This window comes from Chryseolinea lacunae (genome assembly GCF_016735595.1).
GTDB classification, from domain to species: domain Bacteria; phylum Bacteroidota; class Bacteroidia; order Cytophagales; family Cyclobacteriaceae; genus Chryseolinea; species Chryseolinea lacunae.
In genome coordinates this window covers 572,120-597,262 of the sequence record NZ_JAERRB010000004.1, presented here as the reverse complement: position 1 = coordinate 597,262, position 25,143 = coordinate 572,120, and the positions used below count along the sequence as shown (strand labels likewise).

The 25,143-nt window shown below is 51.5% G+C and carries 24 protein-coding genes and 3 tRNA genes; 12 read left to right on the top strand and 15 right to left on the bottom strand.

The window, feature by feature from the left end; genetic code table 11:
* Nucleotides 1–90: 90 nt before the first annotated feature.
* Both JI741_RS15335 and JI741_RS15330 read right to left on the bottom strand, forming a co-directional pair.
* On the bottom strand, nt 91–726 hold the full coding sequence (locus JI741_RS15335) for a peroxiredoxin (RefSeq protein ID WP_202011000.1): 636 nt from the start codon (nt 724–726) through the stop codon (nt 91–93).
* A gap of 157 nt (nt 727–883) precedes the next feature.
* Nucleotides 884–1,330, bottom strand: a complete 447-nt coding sequence (locus tag JI741_RS15330; RefSeq protein WP_202010998.1) for an RrF2 family transcriptional regulator — start codon at nt 1,328–1,330, stop codon at nt 884–886.
* An 88-nt stretch (nt 1,331–1,418) separates the two neighbouring features.
* Here JI741_RS15330 and JI741_RS15325 point away from each other — a divergent pair.
* From JI741_RS15325 to JI741_RS15300, 6 genes are all read left to right on the top strand, one after another.
* Nucleotides 1,419–1,490: transfer RNA gene (locus JI741_RS15325), tRNA-Thr, on the top strand.
* A 183-nt stretch (nt 1,491–1,673) separates the two neighbouring features.
* On the top strand, nt 1,674–2,060 hold the full coding sequence (gene crcB, locus JI741_RS15320) for a fluoride efflux transporter CrcB (protein ID WP_202010996.1): 387 nt from the start codon (nt 1,674–1,676) through the stop codon (nt 2,058–2,060).
* A gap of 87 nt (nt 2,061–2,147) precedes the next feature.
* A tRNA-Leu gene (locus JI741_RS15315) sits at nt 2,148–2,231 on the top strand.
* Nucleotides 2,232–2,291: 60 nt separating this feature from the next.
* Nucleotides 2,292–2,373 (top strand) — tRNA-Leu (locus JI741_RS15310).
* 133 nt (nt 2,374–2,506) lie between these two features.
* Complete coding sequence (locus tag JI741_RS15305) at nt 2,507–3,241, top strand: phosphodiester glycosidase family protein (protein ID WP_202010994.1); 735 nt, start codon at nt 2,507–2,509, stop codon at nt 3,239–3,241.
* Nucleotides 3,242–3,315: 74 nt separating this feature from the next.
* Entirely contained in the window at nt 3,316–4,038 is a 723-nt protein-coding gene (locus tag JI741_RS15300) for an ankyrin repeat domain-containing protein (RefSeq protein WP_202010992.1), read from the top strand.
* Nucleotides 4,039–4,071: 33 nt separating this feature from the next.
* On the opposite strand, the gene JI741_RS15295 is transcribed toward JI741_RS15300, so the two are convergent.
* From JI741_RS15295 to JI741_RS15285, 3 genes are all read right to left on the bottom strand, one after another.
* The gene (locus tag JI741_RS15295) at nt 4,072–4,584 is read right to left on the bottom strand and encodes a GNAT family N-acetyltransferase (protein ID WP_202010990.1); all 513 of its coding nucleotides are present in this window, start codon (nt 4,582–4,584) and stop codon (nt 4,072–4,074) included.
* Between the two features lie 11 nt (nt 4,585–4,595).
* Nucleotides 4,596–5,849, bottom strand: coding sequence for an NADase-type glycan-binding domain-containing protein (locus JI741_RS15290; RefSeq protein WP_202010988.1), 1,254 nt, complete (start codon nt 5,847–5,849; stop codon nt 4,596–4,598).
* 103 nt (nt 5,850–5,952) lie between these two features.
* A complete protein-coding gene (locus tag JI741_RS15285; RefSeq protein WP_202010987.1) occupies nt 5,953–6,738 on the bottom strand; it encodes an XRE family transcriptional regulator in 786 nt (261 codons plus the stop codon).
* A 751-nt stretch (nt 6,739–7,489) separates the two neighbouring features.
* On the opposite strand from JI741_RS15285, the gene dinB reads away from it, so the two are divergent.
* From dinB to JI741_RS15255, 6 genes are all read left to right on the top strand, one after another.
* Complete coding sequence (gene dinB / locus JI741_RS15280; protein ID WP_202010985.1) at nt 7,490–8,683, top strand: DNA polymerase IV; 1,194 nt, start codon at nt 7,490–7,492, stop codon at nt 8,681–8,683.
* 35 nt (nt 8,684–8,718) lie between these two features.
* The gene (locus JI741_RS15275) at nt 8,719–9,255 is read left to right on the top strand and encodes a 2'-5' RNA ligase family protein (RefSeq protein WP_202010977.1); all 537 of its coding nucleotides are present in this window, start codon (nt 8,719–8,721) and stop codon (nt 9,253–9,255) included.
* Nucleotides 9,256–9,303: 48 nt separating this feature from the next.
* On the top strand, nt 9,304–9,540 hold the full coding sequence (locus JI741_RS15270) for a hypothetical protein (protein WP_202010975.1): 237 nt from the start codon (nt 9,304–9,306) through the stop codon (nt 9,538–9,540).
* Nucleotides 9,541–9,851: 311 nt separating this feature from the next.
* Entirely contained in the window at nt 9,852–11,999 is a 2,148-nt protein-coding gene (gene recQ, locus JI741_RS15265; RefSeq protein WP_202010973.1) for a DNA helicase RecQ, read from the top strand.
* Nucleotides 12,000–12,052: 53 nt separating this feature from the next.
* Nucleotides 12,053–15,106 carry a DNA polymerase III subunit alpha gene (locus JI741_RS15260; protein WP_202010971.1) on the top strand — a complete coding sequence of 1,018 codons (3,054 nt, stop codon included), beginning with the start codon at nt 12,053–12,055 and terminating at the stop codon, nt 15,104–15,106.
* Between the two features lie 82 nt (nt 15,107–15,188).
* Entirely contained in the window at nt 15,189–15,725 is a 537-nt protein-coding gene (locus tag JI741_RS15255; protein WP_202010970.1) for a M23 family metallopeptidase, read from the top strand.
* Between the two features lie 273 nt (nt 15,726–15,998).
* Here JI741_RS15255 and JI741_RS15250 read toward each other — a convergent pair whose 3' ends face one another.
* The 10 genes from JI741_RS15250 to JI741_RS15205 form a co-directional block, all read right to left on the bottom strand.
* The gene (locus tag JI741_RS15250; protein WP_202010968.1) at nt 15,999–16,544 is read right to left on the bottom strand and encodes a hypothetical protein; all 546 of its coding nucleotides are present in this window, start codon (nt 16,542–16,544) and stop codon (nt 15,999–16,001) included.
* Between the two features lie 383 nt (nt 16,545–16,927).
* Complete coding sequence (locus JI741_RS15245) at nt 16,928–17,413, bottom strand: hypothetical protein (protein ID WP_202010966.1); 486 nt, start codon at nt 17,411–17,413, stop codon at nt 16,928–16,930.
* A gap of 260 nt (nt 17,414–17,673) precedes the next feature.
* On the bottom strand, nt 17,674–18,480 hold the full coding sequence (locus JI741_RS15240) for a DUF2705 family protein (RefSeq protein ID WP_202010964.1): 807 nt from the start codon (nt 18,478–18,480) through the stop codon (nt 17,674–17,676).
* A 9-nt stretch (nt 18,481–18,489) separates the two neighbouring features.
* Nucleotides 18,490–19,383, bottom strand: a complete 894-nt coding sequence (locus tag JI741_RS15235; RefSeq protein WP_202010961.1) for an ABC transporter ATP-binding protein — start codon at nt 19,381–19,383, stop codon at nt 18,490–18,492.
* A gap of 60 nt (nt 19,384–19,443) precedes the next feature.
* A complete protein-coding gene (locus JI741_RS15230) occupies nt 19,444–19,953 on the bottom strand; it encodes a DUF4252 domain-containing protein (protein ID WP_202010954.1) in 510 nt (169 codons plus the stop codon).
* A 17-nt stretch (nt 19,954–19,970) separates the two neighbouring features.
* Nucleotides 19,971–20,456, bottom strand: coding sequence for a DUF4252 domain-containing protein (locus JI741_RS15225; RefSeq protein ID WP_202010951.1), 486 nt, complete (start codon nt 20,454–20,456; stop codon nt 19,971–19,973).
* 85 nt (nt 20,457–20,541) lie between these two features.
* A complete protein-coding gene (locus JI741_RS15220) occupies nt 20,542–21,084 on the bottom strand; it encodes a DUF4252 domain-containing protein (RefSeq protein WP_202010950.1) in 543 nt (180 codons plus the stop codon).
* A gap of 101 nt (nt 21,085–21,185) precedes the next feature.
* On the bottom strand, nt 21,186–21,689 hold the full coding sequence (locus JI741_RS15215; protein ID WP_202010947.1) for a PG0215 family putative anti-sigma factor: 504 nt from the start codon (nt 21,687–21,689) through the stop codon (nt 21,186–21,188).
* Nucleotides 21,679–22,191, bottom strand: coding sequence for a GFO_1088 family ECF-type sigma factor (locus tag JI741_RS15210; protein ID WP_202010945.1), 513 nt, complete (start codon nt 22,189–22,191; stop codon nt 21,679–21,681). The genes JI741_RS15215 and JI741_RS15210 overlap by 11 nt, the downstream gene beginning before the upstream one ends.
* 149 nt (nt 22,192–22,340) lie before the next feature.
* Nucleotides 22,341–25,106, bottom strand: a complete 2,766-nt coding sequence (locus JI741_RS15205) for a vWA domain-containing protein (RefSeq protein ID WP_202010943.1) — start codon at nt 25,104–25,106, stop codon at nt 22,341–22,343.
* Nucleotides 25,107–25,143 lie beyond the last annotated feature (37 nt).

Below are 25,143 nucleotides of genomic sequence, written 5' to 3'. Positions count from 1 at the left end.
AGGTGTGGGCCGTTGGAATCCGAACCAAAAAATAAGCCCTCCCCGATGTTGTCGGAGAGGGCTTGTATGCTTGTTGTGTGCAGGCCTGTGTTAGAGGTTGGGCTGCGGTGTGGTTCTCAAGTAAGGCTTCACGCGGGTGTGACCTTTGGGGAATTTCGCGGCGATGTCTTCGTCTTTCACGGCGGCGGTAATGATCACGTCTTCGCCCTGTTTCCAGTTGGCAGGTGTTGCCACGCTGTAGCTGGCGGTGAGTTGGAGGCTGTCGATAACGCGGAGGATCTCGTCGAAATTGCGGCCGGTAGAGGCCGGATAAGTAATGGTGAGTTTCACCTTTTTGTCGGGGCCGATCACAAACACCGAACGCACGGTGAATTTGTCGGTCACGTTGGGGTGGATCATGCCATAGAGGTTTGCCACTTTAAATTCGGGATCGGCAATGAGGGGATAGTTCACCACGGTTTTTTGCGTTTCGTTGATGTCGCCAATCCAGCGGTTGTGCGACTCGAGCGGGTCGGCGCTAATGGCCACCACTTTCACGTTGCGTTTGTCGAACTCCGAGCGCAGTTTAGCAACGGCGCCAAGTTCGGTGGTGCACACCGGGGTGAAATCGGCGGGGTGCGAAAACAAAACGCCCCAGCTGTTTCCCAGCCATTCGTGAAAATTGATGGTGCCTTCTGTGGTTTCGGCGGTAAAGTCAGGGGCGATGTCTCCTAATCTGATCGACATAAATTGAAAATTTTGAGTTGAACAATTGGTTAGTTATAGTTTTTTCTGATGATCGTTTTCCTGGAGAGCTCTAAATTACTCAAAGCCTATTGATTATATAGAGTTTCAGCGAAAATAAGCGCAAAGATTATATAAAGTAATCCCGGGCTTAAAAGTTTCAGGCTTTGGCTTTTTTCTTGGCCTTCATCTTCAACTCCCTCTTGGCCAGTCCCTCAATGGTGTCGCCGGAAAGGAGGTCTACGGTAGAGTTGCGTATTTCCACGAACGCGTGGTGAATGGCGCAGGTTGCCTCGTCTTCGCATTCGGCGCAGGGCTCGTAGAATTTGTGGGTGGCACACGACACCAGGGCGATGGCCCCATCGAACATGCGCACCACGTCGGCCAGGTTAACCTCGGCGGGATTGCTCCGCAGAAAATAACCTCCACCCTTGCCCTGCTTGCTGCCCAGCACTCCTGCGCGCTTCAGCTCCAGCAGAATGGCTTCGAGAAATTTTTTGGGGATGTTACAGGCTTCCGAGATGTCCTTTATCAGAAACTTTTTTTCAGGCTCCTTGGCCATGTGGACCAGGGCGTGAATGGCGTATTTACATTTCTTAGACAGCATAATTGCGACAATTTAGTAATTTACGATGTACGAAGCGGGATTTGATAGCGATGGTGAATTTCCATCGATTATTTTTACTCAAATCTTTGCCGAGGTAGCTCAGGGGTAGAGCAGCTGATTCGTAATCAGCAGGTCGTGGGTTCAATTCCCATCCTCGGCTCTTTCATCTATTTCCTCCCAACAGTTTGTTATCCTTATAACCCGAAAGCCACGGGTTTCCGTTTCCGGGAGCAAAAAATTTTTACATGAATAAAATACGACAAAGTGTTACCATTGCAGGGTTGGGCTGGGCCTTATGCCTATTCATGTTCCAAAAGTTTCACTTCGAATCAGACGTTTGCCTATGAATGACTCCCTTCTAAAAATTCTCATCGTGGCTGCGGGTGGTGCCTTGGGTAGCGCGGCCCGCTATGTGACCGCCCGGCAGGTCGACGCCCGGCTCAATTCCATTTTTCCTTATGGCACCCTCACGGTCAATGTGGTGGGGTCGTTCATTTTGGGGTTGGTGCTCACGCTGGCGGCGCGCAAGGCGGGGGTCACGGAATCGTGGCGCCTTTTTTTGGGGGCAGGGTTTTGTGGCGGGTTCACCACGTTTTCGACGTTTGCGTGGGAAAATTTTAATCTTATCGAGCAAAAATTTATGGGCACGTTCGTGCTCTACACATCGGTGAGCCTGGTGGCCGGGTTTTTAGCGCTGGCGGCCGGCGCTTTCCTGGGTCGTTTTCTATAAAGGTTTTGCTAAATGCAGAAAAGGTTCTTACTTTTGTCGCCCTTCGTAACCACACACACGCATCACACACACACAATCAAGCTAATTGCCCAGGTGGTGAAATTGGTAGACACGCTACTTTGAGGGGGTAGTGCCTTAACCGGTGTGCTGGTTCGAGTCCAGTCCTGGGCACCCAAAATTCCGCTCGTCAAACGGACGAGCATCCCTGATGTTGGAATTGAGATCACTTTTGCCGAAGTGGTGAAATTGGTAGACACGCACGTTTCAGGGGCGTGTGGCGCAAGCTGTGGGGGTTCGAGTCCCCCCTTCGGCACACAGAGCCATCCCCCGGGGTGGCTTTTGTATTTTAAAGGCAATTCGATTTCCAAAAGTTTTTGCCCTTCACCCTTGCCGGGTTCTTCTCTCGGGACTAAATGACACAAGGCCGTTCTTGTTATCTTTCGTTTATGAAATTTCTGATCTGCCTGCTCCTCGCTCCCATCGTTTTCTTTTCCGGAAGTTTGCCACCGCGCGAAACCGACACAAATTCCATCCTGAGCTATGAGGTGAATCCGGCAGGGCACGACCTTCGCTTTTTTCTGAAAGACCAACATCAACACAGTTTTCAAAATATCGGCAAACTGAAACAGTCGCTCGATTCGGCAGGACTTGAGTTGGTGTTCGCCATGAACGGCGGCATGTTCACCACCGCCTTGTTGCCACAGGGGTTGTTTGTGGAAGGGGGCAAGTTGGTTGCCAAAACCGACACGCTCCGGTCGGGTTATGGCAATTTCTATATGCAACCCAACGGCATCTTCTACCTCACCCGGGCGCACCAGGCCGTGGTGTGCACCACCAGTAAGTTTGTGCTCACGCCCGACATACAATACGCAACCCAATCCGGGCCCATGCTGGTGATTGACGGCGCTATTCATCCGAAGTTCAGCGAGGGTTCAAAAAACGTGAACATCCGGAACGGCATGGGCATACTGCCAAACGGCAACATGCTGTTCGCCATCTCGAAAGAAAAAATCAATTTCTATGACTTCGCGATGTGGTTCAAAAAACGCGGATGCCGGAACGCGTTGTACCTGGATGGCTTTGTGTCGAAGGTGTATCTGCCCGCAGAAAAGATTGAACAAGTTGATGGCACGTTGGGCGTGATTATCGGAGAAGTGAAGAAGAAGGGAGAGAAAAAGTAAACACTTATTCCTACCTTTAACTACCCCCATCGCATCTGGTCATGTTGCCTTCTTATGTACAATTGCTTTACGATATGGAAGTGCATTCCGTAGAAGGAATACGCCGTTATTTCGACGAAGGCGGAAACCCCAACGAAGTGCACGATGGCAAACCCCTTTTCTCTACGCTGCTGGAAATGTATACGCGCAGCCCGCGCTTCACAGCGTGTGTGCATGCATTTGTTCATGCCGGTCTGGACTTTGACGACAAGGCTTTGTTATCGGTGCTGACAGACGATGCTGACGCGCTTGAAAAATTAATCGACCACGATCCGGCCCGCATTGCAAAAACATATTCGCTTTTCAACAATGCCTACACGCCACTAACCGGCGGCTCGCTACTTCACTTCTGCGCCGAATTCAACAGCGTGGCCTGCGCCAATGTGCTGGTGTCTCGCGGTGCCGACGTGAATGCAAAAGCCGGCGTTGACGAGCATGGCTTTGGTGGCCACACGCCCATTTTCCACACCGTGAACCAGAACGGTCACCAGTCGGCCGGCATGCTCCATTTTCTGTTGGAGAACAAGGCAGACCTCACGATGACGGTGAAGGGTTTGGTTTGGGGGAAGGGCTATGCCTGGGAAACGTTTATACCCGCCGTGAATCCCATCAGCTATGCCATGATGGGATTGTTGCCGCAGGTGCACCGGAACGAGAAGACGGTGGCCTCGGTGGTGTCGTTGCTGGTGAAACATGCCTATGGCATTGACTACACGCCGCCAAATATTCCCTGCGCATATTTGCAACCCAGGGCCTGACGTTTTTTTCCACTCCAGCTTTCTTCGCCTCGCCTATAGCATTAGTCGAAACCCAAAAACAGGAAGTTCGCCTTGCATGAAGTCGAGATCGATGGATCGTTTGAAGCCAAGGCTCTCATACATTTTCCAGGCGGTTTGCATGGCATTGGTGGTGTGGATGATGAGCTGACCGAGGTGTTTTTCTTTTGCTTTGCCAATGCAGGTGTTGGTGAGCAGTTTGCCCACGCCCTGGCCACGCGCAGCGTTGCTCACAGCCAATAGCCGGAAACCCGCGGCATTTTTTTCTTGTGTGGCGGTGCCACCGGAGCCATAGTGTTGCATGTCGCCAAAATAAACAACAGCGCCGGCGAGTGTGCCATTGTCTGAAACGGCTACGAGAAGTTCGGTGTCGGGCTTGTTGGTGAACTCGCCAACGTTGGCCAGCATCTTATAATAGTTGGGTTGCTCGTGCTCTTTTGGAAAACCTTCCAGTTGCGAATAGACGTGAATCATCAACTTTCCGATTTCCGGGAACTCGTGGGGTTGTGCGTTGCGGATGGTGTGCATGGTGAATGAACTCAATAGTCAGAAGCCAACGCCTCCACACCCACCACACATCCGTTCGCGACAAACGTTTTGCCGCCCGCTAGTTTTGTTATGGTGTAGGTGTCGTAGTGCCCTTTCAGAAATTCTATTTTCGTTAACACGCTTGTTGTTAGTGTTCCGTCAGGAGAATATTGTTCGAATGCATCGTGCAGCGTAATCAACTCAACGTGTTCAAACCCCTGGTAGGCCGACGATGCGCCGGGGTTTAGCGATGCCCAGCCTTTGCCCTTCAACAGAAAGGGATGGTCTTTGGTGGCCACAATGGAGTTGCCATCGGCAAAGGTGAACTTCACCAGGTTGTGGTGGCTCACCTGTTTCACTTCTTCGACCACGGCGGGTTTCATTTCTCCCGCTTCGTTGCGCGACATCACCACGTCGCCGGGTGCGATGGTTTCGATGTTCTTTGTGTTGCCGTTGGCCATGGTCACGCGGGTGCCTTTGGCGAAGCAGTGCACATCGAGGCCATCGAAGTATATTTCGGTGATGGCCGCGTCGTCATATTTCAGTCCCTTATAGACTTCCTGAATCTCGAATGTGAGTGTCCAGGCCTTTTCCGATTTCAGTTTGTCCCAATCGCTGCGGTTGTTGTTTCCAATCGGGTCGACCGTGAAGTGTTGTGCGGCCCGCTGGTCTTTCAGATTCAACATGGCGAGCGGTTTGTCGTTGAGCAGCACTTTCAATTTTTTCACACGTGCATTGTTCTCCCAGGCGGTTTGGTCTTTCACATAGCCGTTCACCACAATGATTTCGTTTACGCGCGCACTCTCGGGCAAAAATGCATAGCGCAGATATTGCCCCACACCCGGTCCGGCAACGCCTTCGACCCACGCCGTTTTGTAGTTGAGGTCGTGAGCATTGTTTGCGTCGTAGCTATTTCCGCCCTGGGGTTTTAGCCACGACGAGGCCGTGACCTTTTCGGGGCCACCGCCACAATACCAGCTGCACCCACCACCCAGGATGTCCCAATAGTCTTCGCTGGTTTCGTCCCAGGCATTGTAAAGCGCTTGCTCGCTGGCCGGCAAATCCTGTAGCGATGTTCCGGCCTGCAACTTATCGGATATGCGCAGAAAGGTTTGTTTGTCGCGTTCAAATTGCTGTTCGCCTTCGCGGCTAAAATTGAGCGGGGTGATGCTGGAGGGGAAAAGTTCTTTCGGCCCGGATTGCGCCATGGCGTGTTGCTGCATGAGCGCCAGAAACAGGACACCGTGAAAAAATATTCGTTGCATGGCATTCCTTTTCTTTACGGATGAATTTGTGGCAGTGCGAAATTCAATTAGCGGTGGTTCATCTTTGCTGACGCCATGTGAACACCCATCGGCAACGCTCACTTCATTTCTTTTTCAACTTCTGAATCTCCGCCTGCAACGTGAGCACGGTGTGGGCCAAATGATCGGTAGACACGGCCGTGGCGCCTTGCGGGTCGGGAAACTGGTTGGAGAAAAATGCTTTGGCCTGCCAGATTTCCAACACGTCGTCGGCTTCGATGGAATAGGGCTCGTATTGACGGTTGTCGGACACCAGCAACACTTTGCCTTCTTCGGCCGTGAAGTTGAAGAGGCGTTTAAAGACGATGCCGTCTTGTTTGGTGACGATGATATAGAGTTTGCCGTTTTTCACCGAGGCAACATCTTCCATGTATTCGCCGAAGATGATACTGCCGGGCTGCACGGGCAGCATGGAGTCGCCCTGGATTTCGAAGGCGCGGTAGGTCCTGTTTTTGGGCAGCACGGGCATGCTGATTTTGGGAAGGTCTTTCACAAACTCCACATCCTGGTAGCCCGCCAGGTAGCCGGCCGATGCTTTCTGCGACACCAGCTCCACGTTCTCTTTGTTGTGACTGTCGACCGTGATGGTGAGCACGTCTTTGCCTTTCGACGGCGTGTTGGCCTTCCGTTCCTTTTCCGGCATGCGGCTGAGGTCGTGGCGCACGAGGGCGTCGAGGTTCACGTTGAAGATTTTTGTGATGTCGAGCAACGACGCCAGCGGCGGCGTGGACCGTTCTTCTTCATAGGCGCCGATGGCGGCTTGCTTCAAGCCCATCTTTTCGGCGAGCTGCTTTTGCGTGAGCCCTTGCTGGGTACGCAGAAACTTGAGGTTCTTATTCACCATGGCCATGCTACAAAAATAGAAGTTATGTGATAGGAAATAAATGATTTCATCGGAATGACGATTAGACTCCAGCGCTGGTGCCCGACCAACCCATGTCAATAATGAATTAAAACACTGAAATGTTTCATGAACCCGGCCGTTCGCCGGGTTCATTGCACGACACGCCGCTATCCTTTAACGGCGCACGTGCAGGAAACATTACACTCCCTTCGGCCTTGCAGCCTGCGGAGCAACGTGGCACACAACGCGCTTAACACACAACGACACGCTTTTTTCAAAAAACTGTATTCCTAATTTTCCACGCCCGCCGGGGCCGGCCTTTGCGCCACCCCCGGACTGAGCCGGAACCTTTCCAACACCAGGCCCGCCAACTACGACAAGGCACAAAACACAACGGGTAAATATTTATTCAGCTTCCAATTCACTCTTTAGTCTAATCTCACGCTCTCCGGCACCCAACACGTTCCAAACGTGCTTGCCTTCCCGCCATTCCAAAGTCTGCATCTTGCAGACTTCCATTCCCTTCAAAATTGGCCCTATCCCCCTCCCGGCCCGAATGTGATCGATTCGATTTCGTTGTGCGGCGTCGGTTGGTGTTTATACCCAACGATCTGCCGACTATAGAAATACCATCTCTTCATTTCCGGCACGGGAGGCAGGGAAGGGTATTTGCTGCTATGGCGTAACAACAGCACAAAACTAAAATAATTAGTTGAAAAGAAAAACAATACACTAATATTTTTAGTTATTTAGCGTCATGGAACGGAACATCATACACCTGGATCTGGATGCGTTTTTTGTAGCTGTGGAGCGACGCAACAACCGGGCCCTTGCCAACCGCCCTCTTATTATAGGAGGCAGCAGCCGGCGCGGGGTGGTGGCAGCGTGCAGCTATGAAACACGCCAATTTGGGGTTCATTCGGCCATGCCCATGTATCTGGCGTTGCAGCTTTGCCCGGATGCAAAAGTTATTTCCGGCGACATGGAAGCGTATAGCCGCTGCTCGCATGAGGTGACCGAGATTATCGCAGAGGCCGCTCCATCTTTCGAAAAATCGTCGATCGACGAGTTCTATATAGACGCCAGCGGCATGGACCGCTACTTCGGGGCTTTCAAGTGGGCTAAGGGGTTGCAGGGAAAAATAAATCACGAAACACGGCTGCCCATTTCCATGGCCATGTCCACCAGCAAACTGGTGTCGAAGGTGGCCACGGGTGAGTTCAAGCCCCAGGCCAGCCAAAACATTCCCACCGGCACCGAGCAGGAATTTCTTTCACCCCTGGCGGTTGAGAAGATCCCCATGATCGGCAAACAAACCGCATCGTTTCTCTATGATATGGGTGTGCGCACGGTGGCCACGTTGCGCGAGATGCCCCTCAACTTCCTGGTGAGCGCCTTTGGCAAAAACGGCATCAGCCTCTGGAACAAAGCCCACGGCATAGACGAGTCGCCGGTGGTGCCCTATAGCGAGCAGAAGTCTATATCTACCGAATGCACCTTCGAAGAAGACACTATTGATGTGAAACGGCTCAACTCCATTCTCACGGCCATGGTCGAGAAAGTGGCGTTCCAGCTGCGCGACCAGAAAAAACTGACGTCGTGTGTGACGGTGAAAATCCGCTACTCCAATTTTGACACGGAGACCAAGCAGATTCAAATTCCTTATACATCGTCGGATCACGTGCTGCTGCACACCGTCACCGCCTTGTTCAAAAAGCTTTATAACCGCCGCATGCTCATTCGCCTGGTGGGCGTGCGTCTCAGCAACCTTGTGCACGGCAGCCACCAGATCAGTTTGTTCGACGACACGGCCGAGGCCATCAACCTCTATGAGGCCATCGACTTCATTAAACACAAACACGGGGTTGAGAAGATTTTCCGCGCCACCACGCTGGGTGTGAACCGGCGCGTGCGCATGGAGATGAACATGTTTAAAGGAAATGTAAAATAAGAGAATGTAATAACCATCAAAACACAACAATGCTTATGAGAACGTCCATCACAAAAACCAAATCGCCCGTTCAGGAATTGTTTTTCATCATCTCTCCTCCCCGCCACATTCTCAGCGATGTGTTTGTATTGAAAGATGACGTGCACTATCTCATTGGCCACAAATTCGCAGACCGCTATTCCACGGCTCACATCTCGCTGTTCAAATATGCCGACGAACATGTTGACGACATGGTTCGCCACGTGGAAACAAAAGTGTCGACGATGAAGCCCTTCAATGTTTTTATCAAAAACCTGAATGTGTTCTCTCATGGATCGGAGCGGACCATCTACCTGGACATTGTGAACAAATATCCGGTGCGCGACATTTTTGAAAAACTCATTAAAGAAGACGCCAATTTCACGCCACACATCACGATCGCAAAAAAACTTTCGTCCGAAGATTTCCTGAAAGCATGGCCCTATCTTCAGGGCTTCGCCTACAGCCAACATTTTTTGTGCGACCGCATCACAGTGCTGGCCCGCGCCGAAGGGCGCTGGATTCACTACAAGGACATTTTGCTGGGAGAATAAATTGAGAATCATTTCTAAAACTAAACGATAAACAAAAAACAAATTTTTATGGCAAAGGAAAGTATTGCAAAAGAGAACCCAGTCATTGATGTGCTGAAAAGACTGAAAGACGAAGAAGCAGAATTGATGCTGAAGTTGAAACCCGTGCAGGAAGCGATTGGTGCCCTGGAAAAGATTGTGGACAAGTCGGTGAAGAAGGTGAAGTCGTCTTCGGGTGGGAAAGACGGTTCGGGCGATGGTGTGGTTGAGGAGAATGTGTTGGAGTTGAGTGAGCAGGGGGCGTAGGGAGAATGCAGATCCTGAACTAAAATTCCACCGGATTAAAAATGAAAAGAGTAGATTCGGCGGAGCGGATGTGAACAAGCATCCTTTCCGTCGAATCGTTTTTATTAAAATTTAATCAGTCTCAAAAGACGTGGCGTCCTCCGAAATGGCCTGCGAGACTGCTGTGCAAACTTCCCGGAAATAGCTATCGTCGGTAAAACCCGAAATCCTCCAACGCATTTCCCCACAAACCCTACGCAAACCAAGTGATCTCAACGGCAATTGGAGCAATCGCGTTGCGTTGTTACATTTATATCCCTAACGTTGCTGCTATGAAATCGCCCTTGGAAATTCTTCAGACCCGCTTTGGATATGGTTCGTTTCGCCTGCAGCAGGAGTCCATCATTCAGTCGGTGCTGCAAGGCAAAGACACCTTTGCATTGATGCCCACCGGGGGAGGGAAATCGCTGTGCTACCAGATTCCCGCACTCATTTTTGAAGGCCTCACCGTGGTGATTTCGCCGCTCATCGCGCTCATGAAAGATCAGGTCGATGCCTTGCGGCTCAACGGTGTGCCTGCGGCGTTTCTCAATTCCACCCAAAGTTCGTCAGAGCAGGATGCCATTATCGCGCGTGTGCAGTCGGGCGAGCTGAAGTTGCTTTACCTGGCTCCTGAAAGTTCGTTCTTCCGGCGCATCGGCTCGTTCAAGGTGAGCCTCATTGCCATCGACGAAGCCCACTGCATTTCGCATTGGGGCCACGACTTTCGTCCGGAATATCTGATGCTGGCACAGCTGAAACGCACCATGCCCAACGTGCCCGTGATTGCCCTCACCGCCACGGCCGACCGCGTGACGCAAAAAGACATCATCCAGAAACTGGAGCTGAACAACCCGGCCGTGTTTGTGTCGAGCTTTAACCGCGCCAACATTCGCTATACCGTGGAGCAGAAAAAGAAGAGCTTTGAAAAACTGCTCGGTTTTCTGCAAACGCGTCGCGACGATTCGGGCATCATCTATTGCCTGTCGCGCACATCAACGGAGAGCCTGGCAGCCGACCTGGCACGCGAAGGTTTTAACGTGTTGCCCTACCACGCGGGTATGGACAAAGACCAGCGGGCCAAACACCAGGAAATGTTTTTGCGCGACCAGGTGAAGATTATGGTGGCCACCATTGCCTTTGGCATGGGCATCGACAAATCGAACGTGCGCTATGTGGTGCACATGGACCTTCCCAAAAACATTGAGAGCTACTACCAGGAAACGGGTCGCGCCGGACGCGATGGCCTGGAAAGCGAAGCGCTGCTCTACTACACCTATGCCGACGTGAGCAAGATGAAGAAGTTTGTGGAGATCGAAGGCAACAACGCACAAACAGAAATCTACCTCAAGAAGCTGAACCAGATGGCCGCCTATGGCGACCTGGTGACGTGCCGGCGAAAATATCTGCTCAACTATTTCGACGAACCCGCGCCCGACCACTGCGGCAACTGCGACATCTGTCTCACACAAGTGGAGCGCGAAGACGGCACCGTGCTTGCACAAAAGCTGCTGTCGGCCGTGACGCGTTTGCAAGAGCGGTTTGGTGCCGGCTATGTCATCGACTTTTTGCGCGGTTCGCACTCGGGCAAAATCATGGACGACCACAAAGCTCTGAAAACATTTGGCGTGGGCGCCGACGTGAGCAAAGACCAATGGAACGCTATTGTGCGCGACCTGCTGGCGCAAGGCTATCTGGCGAAGTCGGAAGGCACCTACCCCGTGCTCAAACTCACCGCCCGCAGCCAGGCCGCATTGTTTGGACGCGAGCGCGTGATGCTGGTGAGCTCGAAAGAGAAACGCGAAACGGTGATGCACGAGCCCGCCGCTGACCATGAAGGTCCGCTCTTTCAATTGCTGAAGAAGCTGCGCTGGACACTGGCCGAAGAAGAAAACGTGGCCGCCTACATTGTGCTGTCGGATGCGTCGCTGAAAGAACTCGCCACCTACCTGCCCCAAAGTCGCGACGACCTGCGGAAGATCACGGGCTTTGGCGAAATGAAGATTGAAAAATATGGCCGTGCCTTCGAAGACGCCATTGTTCGCTACTGCGAAGAGTTTAACCTGCCTTCGCGCATGCACCTGAAAACACCAAAGCGCACACCACTGCGAAAAGAACGTGAAGCACCAGAACGCGACACCGAAACCAAGCAGCAGACGCTCACGCTTTTCAGGGCAGGTCACAGCATCGGCGAGATTGCCACGATGCGGGAACTTAGCAACGGCACGGTAGAAAATCACCTGGCGTTCTATGTGCAACAGGGCAAGCTTGCCATCGAAGAAATGGTGCGGTCTTCGAAGATCCCGTTCATTCGCGATGCCATCGAAAAAATCGGAAACAACAAGGGCCTCGCGCCCATCAAAGACATGCTGGGCAGCAGCTATAGCTATGGTGAGATCAAGGCGGTGATGGCACACCTCGAATTCAAAAAACAAGTCTGACGGTTTCGCATCTTGCCCGGGTGCAAAAACGTTTAGACATTGAAACGCTAACCATGTATCTCAACTGTCACACCGGCTTTAGTTTCAAATACGGCACCCTGCCGGTGCTCAGCCTGTTTGAAGAGGCCCAGCGCTGTGGTGTGCACAAGCTGGTGATCACTGAAATAAACAACACCGCGTCTTACATTGAGATGCTGCGGCTTTGCAGCGAACGTTCGCCCCAGCAAGGGCCACGCACACCGGGTGGTAAAACAACACATGCCCTCGAAATTGCCGTCGGTGTCGAGTTTCGCAAAGATCATGAATTGCTCTACATCGCCATCGCTAAAAACAACGCGGGCTTCGAAGAGATCAACCGGTTTCTTTCCTATCACAATCGCGAAGACAAACCTTTGCCCGATCGCGCGCCGGCGTTTGAAAATGTTTTCGTCGTCTACACATTTCAAAAATGGGAACCGGAGTTGCTTCGCGATTTTGAGTTTGTTGGAGTTCGGATACAGGAATTAAATCAGCTGGCCATCTATGCGCCGTATGCAGAATACAAACACAAATTTGTCGCGCTGCACCCCGTCACGTTTGCAAACAAGACGGACTTCAACATCCACCGCCTGTTGCGTTCCATTCATCACAACACCCTGCTCAGCAAACTGCCCGAGCACTACCAGGCACAGCCCAACGAGATGATGATGCCTGCGGACATGCTGGCGCATCATTTCCAGCACTATCCCGACTTGATACAGAATGCCGAAAACATTCTGACGCATTGCCACCTCGACTTCACATTGAAAGAAGATAAAAACAAAAAGAACGTTCACGGCTCCGTAGAAAAAGACTGGCAACTCCTGGAAGAAAAAACGTGGGAAGGTTATGCCGTGCGCTACGCTCATCACGACAACCCCGACGAACTTGCCGAGCGCATAAACCGCGAGCTGCGCATCATTCGCAGCAAAAACTTTTGTTCCTACTATCTCATCGCCTATCACCTCATCAGCTTTGCCAAACAGAAGGGATACGATTTTGTGGGCCGGGGCAGCGGTGCCAACAGCGTGGTGGCCTATTGCCTGGGCATCACCAACGTGGACCCGATTGAGCTTGATTTATATTTCGAACGCTTCCTCAACGAAGAGCGCACATCGCCTCCGGACTTTGACATCGACTTTTCGTGGGACAATCGCGACGAGATCTATGACTACATTTTTAACGCGTATGGCATGGATCACGTTTGCCTGCTGGGCACACATACCACCTATAAATATCGTTCCATCCTGCGCGAGCTGGGCAAAGTGTTTGGATTGCCCAAAGAGGAAATTGATGCCATGGTGGAGGAGCCCGCGCAATATCGGAACCGCGACCACATCACCGAGCTGATCTTTAAATATGCCGGCTACATTGTGGAAAAGGAATTGCCGGCCAACATCTCTATCCACGCCGGCGGTGTGCTCATTACCGAGAAACCGATCTATGCCTACACCGCCACCGAGCTTCCACCAAAAGGATATCCCGTTTCGCATTTCGAAATGCACAACGCCGAAGACATGGGCATCTATAAATTCGACATCCTGAGTCAGCGCGGGCTGGGTCATTTGAAAGAAACGGTGAAACACGTGAAGCGCAACCAGGGCATTGACGTGAACATTCACCAGTTCAACGTTTTTAAGGAAGACGAAAAAGTGAAAGACCTGCTGCGCAACAGCAAAGCCATGGGCTGCTTTTATGTGGAGTCGCCGGCGATGCGCATGCTTTTGGAGAAGCTTCGTTGTTCAGACTACCTCACGCTGGTGGCGGCCAGCTCCATCATCCGCCCCGGTGTGGCCAGCTCGGGCATGATGCGTGCCTACATCGAGCGCTTTCACCTGAAACAAAACGGCGGCCGCTATGAATCCATTCATCCCAAAATGGACGAGCTCATGGCCGAAACCTATGGCGTGATGGTTTACCAGGAAGATGTGATTAAGGTGGCCAACAAATTCGCAGACCTCACGCTCACCGAGGCCGACGTGTTGCGTCGCGGCATGTCGGGCAAATATCGCTCGCGCGAAGAGTTTCAACGCGTGCGCGACCGCTTCTTCGAAAACTGTGCGCGCATCGGCTATCCGCAACATGTGACCGACCGCGTGTGGTTTGAGATCGAAAGTTTTTCGGGCTACTCGTTTGCCAAAGGCCACTCGGCAAGCTATGCGGTGGAGAGTTATCAGAGCCTCTACCTCAAGGCACATTATCCGCTGGAGTTTATGGTTGGGGTGATCAATAATTTCGGGGGCTTCTATCGCACGGAATTTTATTTTCACGAAGCCCGCATGAACGGCGCCACCATTGAAGCGCCCTGTGCGAATCGCAGCCACTACCTCACCACCATTGACGGCACCACCATCTTTATCGGCTTCATCCATTTGAAAAGTCTGGAGACCGCGGTAGCCAAAGAAATTTCGGAGGAGCGTTTGCGCAACGGCGACTACAAAAGCCTCGACAATTTCCTTCGTCGCATCACGCTTGGGCTGGAACAAATCCGCATCCTCATCCGTCTTGGCACATTTCGCTTCACGGGCAAAACCAAACAGCAACTGCTCTGGGAAGCCATGCTCTATTTCGGCAACGCCAAACAACGCAACAAAACCACGGCCGACCTGTTCGACACCGAACCAAAGAACTATCCGCTACCCATGCTGCAACGCAACCCGTTGGAAGATGCCTTCGACGAAATAGAACTGCTGGGCTTTCCGCTATGCAATCCCTTTCCCCTCATTGCCTCGCCCGAGCGTGGCGACACGATGGCCCGCGATTTGAAAAGTAAACACGGCAAGCAGGTTCACATAGTGGGCTACGTAATCACCACCAAAAATGCCAGCACGCTCAAAAGTCAATCCATGTTTTTTGGCACCTTCTATGACGAACGTGGCGAAGTGTTTGACACGGTTCATTTCCCGGACAGCGCCCGGAAGTATCCATTCAGAGGAAGAGGATTTTATTCGCTGAAAGGAAAGGTGACGGAAGATTTTGGTGTGTACACCGTGGAGGTGTCGTGGATGGACAAGTTGCCGATTGTGAATAAGCGCGCGGAAGAATTTATGCGTGAGGGGTTGATGGCGGGGAATGCGAATCCGCACTAGATGAATGAATCTACAAATGCACGATACCTACATTTTTTAAATATAAAAGACTTCAGTACGCCACAATAAAGTCCTGCCCGTAATGAAAAGCATTCCAAAAAAGAAACTCTTCCTCACGTTGTGCCTGCTCGCTATCATCGTTGGATTTCTTCTCCCTCAGCCTTTCACTTCACCCGTGGTGGGTGCAAGCCGCAGCAGCTATCATGCAAAATCGTTCTGGTATTATCCATGGGGAAAGTCGGGCACGCACAAGGGTGTTGACATCTTTGCCAGGGAAGGCACGGCTGTGAATTCCTCCACCGGCGGGCTGGTGGTTTTTGCCGGAGAGATTGGCCGTGGTGGAAACGTAGTGTTGGTGCTGGGCCCGAAGTGGCGCCTCCACTACTACGCGCACCTTCGCGACTTCGACACTCATTTTCTGGATTGGACCGTGGCGGGCGAACACATCGGCAATGTGGGCACGACCGGCAATGCCAAGGGTAAGCCCGCACACCTGCACTATGCCATCATCACCCTCGTGCCCTATCCCTGGCAGATAGACGGCGCCAAGCAAGGGTGGAAAAAAATGTTTTATGTCAACCCCATTGTTCTTTTGAACAACTTGTATTCATCTCGCTAGCTTCTGGTGTTCTTTCTGTTTTTCGATTGATCGAAGTTCCATGCCTCACGCGTTGAGCCAGCACTTATGGAAATCAGACATTCAAGAGGTCGTTCTTTCTCGAAACGAAATCATCAATCGCTATTGGCCTTTTTAGCCACCACCTCGCCGACTTTTGGACGCAAATTGAGCATCTGTCCAGTTTTTTGACAAAAATGAACATTTGAGGGTTTTGTGTCCATTCTATTTACTACACCATGATTTGATCCGGATTTTGCATGGTGGTCGGATAACTCATCGACCATTATTAACCATTATGTCTATTACCTGCAAAGCACTCATGACCTTCGGCTTTTCATTTTCATTAAGGAGTAAGTAGTCATGCTGCGGAGCTTCCCATTTGAATATGATTTTTCCTAGACGTTTAACGAAGAAGACGGACCTGGAGCCTTCCGATGGTGGGTTAAAGCATATTTGCCGAACAGACCCTTCCTGTATGGAGATCAGTGCTTCATGAGCATGTTTGGTTGTTATTTCGGACAACTGAGACTTCTTACCCGTCTTTAAATCGATAACGGCCATTTGATCATGTTCATCTTCCAAAACCAGTGCACGATAAGAACCGCTGCCAAGGTAAAACTGAATAAAAAAAGCCCCGTTTTCGGTGTTCGCTATAAACGCCCCGTGTGATGGCGACTTCATGGAGAGAGGTGTCGTATATTCATCGACGTCAAATTCACCTTCAAAAATTCTGCAGTCATCAGTAACGCCTGGGCTTACGCTTACTGACCGACAGCCAATCCAGGTTAGAATAAATAGGGCGTAGAATATACTTTTCATGGCTCCATCAACTTCTCTCCATTTGACATGATATTCCAATAATGCCTCTCCTTTGTTTCACAAACTTTAAAATAGGTATTTCCCTCGATTCCATATGTATGCGTGACGAGAGATATGCTTTGTATGAAAAAATAACCCCCTTACGTTTCACTGCATGTGATATGCCTATGATGACAAGGATGCCGCGTGAGGGACGGTAGCAGAAAGCCCGAAGTGCGGTGGGGTTGTGTGCGGGCGGACTTGGAGCGGACGGCCCGACCCGACGCCAGGAGGGGCACGCCCACGTGATGTTTATTTTACGAAACTATATTGGGCTGATGTCAACATAAAAAAAGACCCCGACACGTCGGAGTCTTTGTGGGATTGGTTACTACTTGAAATTTTTATCTCACCAAGGGCACTCTGCCGATTGTTCCGTTCAGGTCGCCGGCGTTGAGGGTGCGGAGTGTGGTGATGGTGAGAAGTTTGTTTTCTTCGGACCGTGGTTGAATGGCGAGCGTGCTTTCTTTCAGGCTCAGCGTTTCGCCGTTGAGGAGTGCCGACACAATTTGGTTTTCGGTTTCCACGCCGGGGAAACTGTAGTTGTAGCTCGGCACTTTTTTGGTGATGGTGATCTCCAGGATGTCGCCGCTTTCGAAAGCGAACGTCAACTTGTAGAGGCTCTCGCCCACGGGCGTGAGCGTGCCCGATTTGGCAATGTAAGTGACTTTGGTGTTGGCCAATTGTTTGTCGACCGAACCCATGGCAAACCCCGCTGTGTTTGCGTCTGAAAAATCTATACCCCACATCGGCGAGTCTCGGTCGGCTTCTGTGCTGCACGCAAAAAGCATGACGGAAAGACTTAGTAAAAGCAAAAGTTTTGTTTTCATAGCCGTTCTGTTTTTCATGATGTAAAGAGAGTGAATCCACCGCGAAGCAAGAAGTGCTTATCGACATGTTGAATCGGTGGAGGGGGCGGGTAAGTAACCTGCAGTTGCATTTTTCGCAACAGGGAACCCACAACCGGCTATGCAGCCGATCGTTCATCGGCGAAAGCTTTCGCTCATCGACGGGTCTGGATGGACACTATTTGCGGGAAGGGCCTTCGCAACCGCGTTTGCGGTGCTGCAAAATTAACGACGAGTGGTTTCTAGAGGTCCGACCGCTTCAGTTTCAGGTAGCTGATATAGTTGAACGCCACCATCCACGCTGTGGCAATGACCACCGAAAGCGGGTCCACATAGTCCTGGATCTGTTGGAAGGCGTAGCGATAGAGCGGCATTTTTATGAGCGCGCTGATAGACTCCATGGGAAAATAGGGAATGAGCCACTCCACGTAGTTGTCGACGTTGGTTTTGATAATGAACTCCAGCAGGTGTGCAAGCAGCAGCAGAATGATGGTGAGGCCGGAGCGCTGCACGAGTATGCCCAGCATGAGGGCGAACGACAAATAAGAGAACACTTCCAGCAAATAGGCCGGATAAAATTCAAGGTCGGTGAAAACGTAGCTCCAGTTTATTTCCGGTGTGTAGATGAACCCGGTTATGAGCGCGATGAAAAAGATGAGCACCACGCTGAGCACGCTTAACAAAAGATTGGTGAGGATTTTTGATAACAAAAACTCCCAGCGGCTCAGTCCGTCGATGATGTTCTGGCGCAGCGTGCGATAGGTATATTCATTTGATATGGAGATGACCACCATGATGCCGACCAGCACTTTGAAGAAGCCGCTCCACCACACCAGGTTGAGCCACACGTCGGGGAAGTGATAGAGGGGGATGCGCTCGATGTTTATTTTCTGGCCGAAGTTGTCGATGAGGCTGGCTAGCCATTTCAAAAACTCCATGCCGCTGGCGGTGGAGAAACCGATGGTGATGAAATAGAGCCCACACACCACCCAAAAGGTGCGATAGCTGGTGAGCTTCTTGAGGTCTATCTTGAGCAGGTGTAAAAGCATGGGGTCGGCTTAATGGGCTTCTGACAATATTTCCAAAAACATTTTCTCGAGGCTTTTCTTTTTGGTGACGAGGTGGTTTGCCACCACGCCCTTGTCGAACAAAAAGCGGTTGAGGTCTTTGCTGTGGAAGTCGTCGCGCAGCGTTACCTGGAAATAGCCGTTCTCGCGATTTACCGACGCGGTGCCGGAAAAATCCAACAGCATGTCGCTGAGGTTGGGCACGTCTGCCTGCACTTCAACAGTTTCGGCACCTTTGCCCACATCGTCCACCGGGCCGGTGTGCACAAGGTTTCCTTTTTTGAGTACGGCAAAGTGTGTGCACACTTTCTGCACTTCGTCGAGCAAGTGACTGGCGAGGATGATGGTTTTTCCGTTGGCGGCGATCTTTTTGATGAGCTCGCGTATTTCGGCGATGCCCATGGGGTCGAGGCCGTTGGTGGGCTCGTCGAGTATGAGCACAGTGGGTTCGTTGAGCAAAGCCGACGCGATGGCCAGGCGTTGCTTCATGCCCAGTGAATAGGTTTTGTATTTGTCGTCTCTGCGGGCGGTGAGTTCAACCAGGTCCAGCACGTTGGCGATGTTGCTGGCCGGGCACTCTTTGATCATAGCGTTGAGCTCCAGGTTTTTTTGGCCGCTCAGGTAGGGATAGAATATCGGGTGCTCCAGCACGGCACCGATTTTTTTGCGTATGCCGCTGGTGGGCGCTTCGCCAAACCATGAGAACTCGCCGGCAGTGGGATTGACCACGCCCATGAGCATGCCCAGGGTGGTTGTTTTGCCGCTGCCGTTGGGGCCCAGCATGCCAAACACCTGTCCTTGCTTCACTTCCAGATTCATCTGGTTGACGGCGCAGAGGCGTCCAAAATTTTTTGTGAGACCTTTAATGGAGAGAACTGTTTCCAAGCGTGATGTCGTTTGATAAAAGATGAGTCGGCGATGAAGGTTCAGGATTACATAAAGATATCAATCCTTTTTGGTGAACTCCTTTATCTTCTTTCCGATTTCAGAGCTTTGATCAATTTCTTTGAACAGGCTTGTCACTTTGTCGAGGGCGATGCCGCCCACAATGTCCAGCACATAGAGGTTTGAAGAGTCGTTTACGGCCACGACCATGCCTTGTGTTTTGCCGCCGGTTTCTTTGAGGAACACGTCGAAGTTTTTGCCCTGGTGGCGGCTGCTCATAATTTCTTCGTAGGCCTCGGACTTATAGCCCGACACCAGCTTCTTGTATTGTGTTGTGCCGAAGTTTGCCTTCTTATCGATCATGAGAAACTTGAGCTTCTCGATGTTCTTGATGAGTTCGTCAAACTCTTTGTTGTCTGTTTGGTTGATCATGCGCAACGTGTTGTTATAGAAAAACAACGCGAGGGCTTCATGATTTTGTTTGTGAAGCGCTTCGGTGGTTTTGGATTGCGCGTGGGCCGACAGCGAGACGAAGAGAACAAGGATAATAGCACGTACAATAGACTTCATAGCGGGGTGAGATAAGGTTAACTTTTGTTATAAGACATGGGCCGGTTCTTGATCAGGAAGTCTGGGTCTACCTTGCCTCTGAATTCGATGAGGGTGACGACATATTCTTCTTCCACTAATACCATATAACGGTTGTCGTTCTTCTGGGTTGACTGCATGTAGAGTGTGATGTCGTCGCCGTTTTCTTTCACGTGGGCCAGTTCTTCGAACGCGTCGCCATGCAACACATTTTTGAAGCCGGGCACCGAAACGTTTTGTTTTTGGAAGGCCGCTTTGGGCACCGTTACGAGGCGAATGTTTTTGATGGCTTTCACAGCGTGGTTCAGATCGTCTTCGGCCACCATCTTGAAAATGGTGCGTGCAAAAAATCCGTTGAGGCTCAGGTGGTGTACATCTTCGAGGCCTATGAATTTTTCTTTGAACGAGATAAAGCTTTTGCTTTGAGCCACGGCAGTGGCGGAAAGGACTGTGACGAGGAGGAAAGACGCGATAAGGGTTTTCATAACGAAAGGGGTTTAGTACGTTACCAGACAGACGCGTTTCATGGCCCGGGCGTTGCGTGGATGCGCCACGCCCGGGTATGAATTTTTATTCGTTTGTTTTCTTATCCGTTTTTTCGGGCTTGTTCATTTTCTCAAGCTTCTCCAACCCGTCCACGTTCATCTTCTTGCCGATGTGCGACACTTGTTTCAGGTCGATTTCGCCAAAGAGGCTCATCACCATAAAGTCGTTGGTGCCGCCCATGATCATGATGAGCTCCGAAATTTTTCCACCCGATTCCTTGATCAGGAATTTCATGTCCTTGTCTTTGTCGCGCACCGACAACAACTCTTCATAATCTTTCATGGGAATGAGGGTGAACGCTTCCTTGTAGAGCTCGCGGGCGTTGCGTGCATCTTGTTTGCCCAGGATGCGGAGGCCTTTCAGTTTGCTGATGGCGTTGAGCACTTCTTTGTCTTCGGGGGTGTCTGCATCCATGTTGGTGAACAAGCTGAACATTTTGCTCGACACCGTGACCTGGCTGAACGATTCGTCGGACTGGTATTTGGTGAAAAATTTCGAAATGGCATCTTGTGCAAAAGCTCCCTGCGCCACTACCATCACGATCACTACTGCTATTATCTTTTTCATAGACTTAAAATTTTCTTCGTTTCCTGACTTGTTAAAAACTCTGTTTCACTTTTTTCTTGTACTCTCTATTCACTCGCGACGCCACCGCGCAGGGCCCTGCGCTATAGCTTCGTGTCTTTTTTGCGTTGAATTTCTTCCTGTGCTTCGTTGAACATGTTGATCTTTTTGGCTTGCGACTCGGCGGTGCCAAATCCTTTGGAGATCATCATGAGGGCCTTCTTGGTTTCTTCGAAGGCCAGCTTCGGATCGTCGTAAGTGTCTACCACCTCCTGTGGAATGTCTTTGCGCACTTCGCGGCGGATAAACCACGTGGCCGTGAGCAGCACGGTGACACCCGCGGCGATGCGCATGGTGTTGTAGAACAGGCGGGCCGTTTTGCCTTTGGTGGCCGGTTGCATGCGGGCCACGATGTGGTGGTCGAACGCCACGTCGTTAAGAGATTTTTTTTTGTTCTCTTCAAAGTAGCGGAACATGGCGGCGGTTTCTTTCCACTGTTCCGGCACGTTGCCATTGCGGAAAAAGTCGCGCAACTGCTGCTCTTCTTCGAGCGTGGTCTCGCAGTTCCAGTACTTGTTCAACAGGGCTTCTATGTTCTTAGAGTCCATACGCGTTTATCTTCATCAATTTTTCACGCACGGCTTGGCGTGCTCTAAACAGGTTCACTTTCACCTGGTTCATGTCGAGTTCCAAGATCTCGCAGATCTCGTTGTAGCTATACCCCTCCACATCGCGGAGGTGCATTACCTGGCGCTGCTTTTCGGGCAGGGCGGCGATATATTGGCCAATGCGGTTCATGCTCTCCTGTATTTCGGTTGATTCATGAGGCGACAAGCTTTCCTGCCGAATGTCGTAGCCATCTTCCAGCGGGTGGGTTTGTTTTCGCGACAGGGTGCGGATGCGGTCGAGGGAGAGATTTTTGGTGATGCGCATGCACCACGCTTCCCAGTTCTGCACCTCGTTCATCTGCTCCCGTCCGTTCCACACCCGGATAAACACTTCCTGCACCACGTCCTTGGCTTCTTCTTCGTTGCCCAGGAATCGGAGGGCAAATCGAAAAAGCTTGTTTTTCGCTGGCAATACCCGGTTCTGAAAGGATTCGATATTCATTCGGCTAAATTCAAATACAAGACGGCACCCCCGGAGGGATGTTACAAAGGTTTGTAAAAATTCTTTTGGGCTCCCCCTTCTTCAGGCCGGCCATGCCGGCACACCAGCCTGAGTCAAGCGCGGAAACCGCATCCGGCAGTTGCTACGCCTCATTTCTTGCGTTTGGCTTTGGCTTCGCGGATCAGTTTATAGTCCACGTTTTCTTTGGAGATGTATTCATAGTTGCCCTTGCCCATGCCGGCCAGTTTTTCGAGGCTCTTCGATGTGCCCATGCCTTTGCCGAAGTTGAACACGGAAAGAAAAATATCTTCGCGCGAAAACTTGTCGATGAGCTGTTGTATTTCTTCACTGAGAGCAAACTCGCCATCGGTGGCCAGGATGATGCGGTTGTTGCCGCCGCGGATGTAGTTGGCATCGGCCACTTTGTAGGCCAGCTTCACGCCCGCGTTGCCGTCGGTTTTGCCCGACGACTTCAGATCCTGGATGGCCTTTTCAATCTTCTCTCCTTCTTTGAACGATGCTCCTTCGAGCAACACCTTGGGCTTGCCCGAAAAGGCGATGATCGACACTTCGTCTTCCTGGCGCATCATGGACAGCAGGTTGAGCACCGACGTTTTAAGCAGCGGAAGTTTCTCAGGCGAGTTCATGGAACCCGACACATCGAGCAACAACACCATGTTGTTGCTCGCATAACCTTCCATGGAACGAAGGTTCTCGCCCGGCGCGCCGAGATAGACGGTGTCGCGTTTTTCGATATAGACCGTGTCGTGCAACACTTTGGTTTGGGCTGCGGGTTTTGTGGCGGGGCGTTGTGGCGGCGGGCTTGCCTGTGTGGCCACGGCCGGGCTGGTGACCGGCACCGTGGCAGCGCCGCCTTGATTCGCCGGCTTGGCCACGGGGGTGTCGGTCTTCGGTGTGTTGGGGGTTGCTTTTTTCTCGCTGTGCTTCACGTCAAAAAACTCCGGCTGCTTCACGGTCTTGAGCAGGAGAACTTCTTTTGATAGCGTGGCGAACTTATTGAGGTAGTCTACCACGTCGTTGTAGTGATAGACCATTTCATGATAGGGATGTTCGCTGTTGCGATCGGACGTGACGGGTTTGAATTTGGCGAGGCGTTCGCTCAGGGCTTTCGACGACTTGGGCAGATCTTCGTAGGGTGTGTAGGGGCAATTGCCATTGTTGCGTCCTATTTTCTCGATGCCCTTCATGTTGGCATATTCCTTTGCCAGCACCTCGCGAAGTTGCTGATCAATTTTAGCGGTTGAAATCTGCACGCTTGTGTCGCCCCGGTAGCGCGCCCTGGCTTTGAACAACTCTTCGTGGTCGTAGTCTACCAGGGTCTGCAAGGCACTGCCCGACACATACCACGACGATGCTGCATTCACAGGCGGATAGGCTTCGTAGACGGTGCGCACATCGTTATAAAGCTGTTCCTTTTTTGCATCGAACACGTCGTAGAGCACCTTGTTCCGGTCGAGTATGGCGAACACATTTTTCAGATGATCCTGTTCATAGCGCTTCTCCGTTACCTCAACCTGCAGCGACGCGCTTTGCTGGTCCATCTCTTTCAAAATGCTGAGCAACACTTCGGCCTGATCGTTGAGTGATCTGGCCAGGGTGGAGGGCAGTGCCTCACTGTCGGATACTGTTTTTTGAAAGAGGGACAGCGGCACTTCAAAATTCTTATAGTCGAACGTCATGCCGCCGCGTCCGGTAAAGGTTTCGATGGTTTCGTAGTAGGCTGCATCGGAGTTTGCGTTTCGCCACACGTCGTGCAGGTAGCGCAGCTGGCGTTCGCCTTCATTGATGAAGTCGATGTAGTTGTTGAGTGCGTCGAATGCTGTTTTGGAAATGGCCGTCTTTTGTTTGAGCGGCGCCACGGCTGCATGCTTGATGTCGTTGAACGGTTTCACACTCACACCGTCTGACTTCGGCTCGAGGCGGATGCCAAACCGTACGACGTATTTTATGGTCTTTAACCCACTGTAGTTGCCTTGCGCAAAATCCACGTAGGTGTTATAGTCCGACACCAGCACCCCGTTGTAGTAGTTGATGAGGTCGAGGTAAACCTGGTTGCTGTGTGTGTCCGATTTTTTTGCGTCGAAGTTGTAGCCATCGAGGCCATTGCGTTTCACTTCGAGCATGTTGCCCATGGCTTCCTGAAAGGATGGATACATGCTGGAGGCCGGATATTTCAGAAACGGCTTGTAGGCCGCGAACGCTTTCAGTTGGGCGTCGGTCTCTACAATGCTCTTCTCCAATTTATCTACCGGCCAGCCGGTGTGCACCGATTCGTTGAGGTTGAACGTCCACGCGTCGAGAAAGGCTTTCTCGCGGACAATCTCTTGCCGCATCATGGCGTCGGTTTTGTGATAGGCGTTGGTGGCCACGTAGGGATTCATTTTTTTGAACGCGGTCTCCAGCGCTGTGGCCAGGTCTTGTTGCTTTTGCGCATAGTCTCCAACCAACTCCTGCACGGCCACGATGATCTGGTCGGCTTTCGCAAAGTTGTCTTGTTTATAGTCTTCGAGTTTGTGATAGGTGTCGAGCGCTTTGCATTGCTCGTCAATTTTTTCGGCGGCGGTGCGCAGGGCTGTCAGCTTGGCGGCGATCGCCTGGGCGTGGCTGGGGGGAAGCGCTTTGGCTTGCGCGAGGGCGGTGTTGAGGTAATAGTCTTCGAGTTGCACGGGGCACACATAGCGCGGATTCGTGTAGCGTTTGGTGCGGTGCAGGTCGGGATAGTAGTTCATGAGGCTTTTCACCACAGCCGTCACTTCTTCGGCCGATTGGTTGGCATAGTCCACATAGGCATTCAGGGCCTTTTGCTGGATTTGGCTGAGCGGCTGCCCCGTGGCCCGGTTGGCGCCCCAGGGCAAACACACTATTAATAAGAGAAGGGCAAGAGGGTGGCGCATAGGTGAGTTGGAAAAGAGGGTCAGAGACAACACGGAA

Excerpts from the sequence above, each read along its gene's own strand:
- JI741_RS15335 (WP_202011000.1), bottom strand. The coding sequence starts at position 726 with ATGTCGATCAGATTAGGAGACATCGCCCCTGACTTTACCGCCGAAACC.
- JI741_RS15330 (WP_202010998.1), bottom strand. The coding sequence starts at position 1,330 with ATGCTGTCTAAGAAATGTAAATACGCCATTCACGCCCTGGTCCACATG.
- crcB (WP_202010996.1), top strand. The coding sequence starts at position 1,674 with ATGAATGACTCCCTTCTAAAAATTCTCATCGTGGCTGCGGGTGGTGCC.
- JI741_RS15305 (WP_202010994.1), top strand. The coding sequence starts at position 2,507 with ATGAAATTTCTGATCTGCCTGCTCCTCGCTCCCATCGTTTTCTTTTCC.
- JI741_RS15300 (WP_202010992.1), top strand. The coding sequence starts at position 3,316 with ATGGAAGTGCATTCCGTAGAAGGAATACGCCGTTATTTCGACGAAGGC.
- JI741_RS15295 (WP_202010990.1), bottom strand. The coding sequence starts at position 4,584 with ATGCACACCATCCGCAACGCACAACCCCACGAGTTCCCGGAAATCGGA.
- JI741_RS15290 (WP_202010988.1), bottom strand. The coding sequence starts at position 5,849 with ATGCAACGAATATTTTTTCACGGTGTCCTGTTTCTGGCGCTCATGCAG.
- JI741_RS15285 (WP_202010987.1), bottom strand. The coding sequence starts at position 6,738 with ATGGCCATGGTGAATAAGAACCTCAAGTTTCTGCGTACCCAGCAAGGG.
- dinB (WP_202010985.1), top strand. The coding sequence starts at position 7,490 with ATGGAACGGAACATCATACACCTGGATCTGGATGCGTTTTTTGTAGCT.
- JI741_RS15275 (WP_202010977.1), top strand. The coding sequence starts at position 8,719 with ATGAGAACGTCCATCACAAAAACCAAATCGCCCGTTCAGGAATTGTTT.
- JI741_RS15270 (WP_202010975.1), top strand. The coding sequence starts at position 9,304 with ATGGCAAAGGAAAGTATTGCAAAAGAGAACCCAGTCATTGATGTGCTG.
- recQ (WP_202010973.1), top strand. The coding sequence starts at position 9,852 with ATGAAATCGCCCTTGGAAATTCTTCAGACCCGCTTTGGATATGGTTCG.
- JI741_RS15260 (WP_202010971.1), top strand. The coding sequence starts at position 12,053 with ATGTATCTCAACTGTCACACCGGCTTTAGTTTCAAATACGGCACCCTG.
- JI741_RS15255 (WP_202010970.1), top strand. The coding sequence starts at position 15,189 with ATGAAAAGCATTCCAAAAAAGAAACTCTTCCTCACGTTGTGCCTGCTC.
- JI741_RS15250 (WP_202010968.1), bottom strand. The coding sequence starts at position 16,544 with ATGAAAAGTATATTCTACGCCCTATTTATTCTAACCTGGATTGGCTGT.
- JI741_RS15245 (WP_202010966.1), bottom strand. The coding sequence starts at position 17,413 with ATGAAAACAAAACTTTTGCTTTTACTAAGTCTTTCCGTCATGCTTTTT.
- JI741_RS15240 (WP_202010964.1), bottom strand. The coding sequence starts at position 18,480 with ATGCTTTTACACCTGCTCAAGATAGACCTCAAGAAGCTCACCAGCTAT.
- JI741_RS15230 (WP_202010954.1), bottom strand. The coding sequence starts at position 19,953 with ATGAAGTCTATTGTACGTGCTATTATCCTTGTTCTCTTCGTCTCGCTG.
- JI741_RS15225 (WP_202010951.1), bottom strand. The coding sequence starts at position 20,456 with ATGAAAACCCTTATCGCGTCTTTCCTCCTCGTCACAGTCCTTTCCGCC.
- JI741_RS15220 (WP_202010950.1), bottom strand. The coding sequence starts at position 21,084 with ATGAAAAAGATAATAGCAGTAGTGATCGTGATGGTAGTGGCGCAGGGA.
- JI741_RS15215 (WP_202010947.1), bottom strand. The coding sequence starts at position 21,689 with ATGGACTCTAAGAACATAGAAGCCCTGTTGAACAAGTACTGGAACTGC.
- JI741_RS15210 (WP_202010945.1), bottom strand. The coding sequence starts at position 22,191 with ATGAATATCGAATCCTTTCAGAACCGGGTATTGCCAGCGAAAAACAAG.
- JI741_RS15205 (WP_202010943.1), bottom strand. The coding sequence starts at position 25,106 with ATGCGCCACCCTCTTGCCCTTCTCTTATTAATAGTGTGTTTGCCCTGG.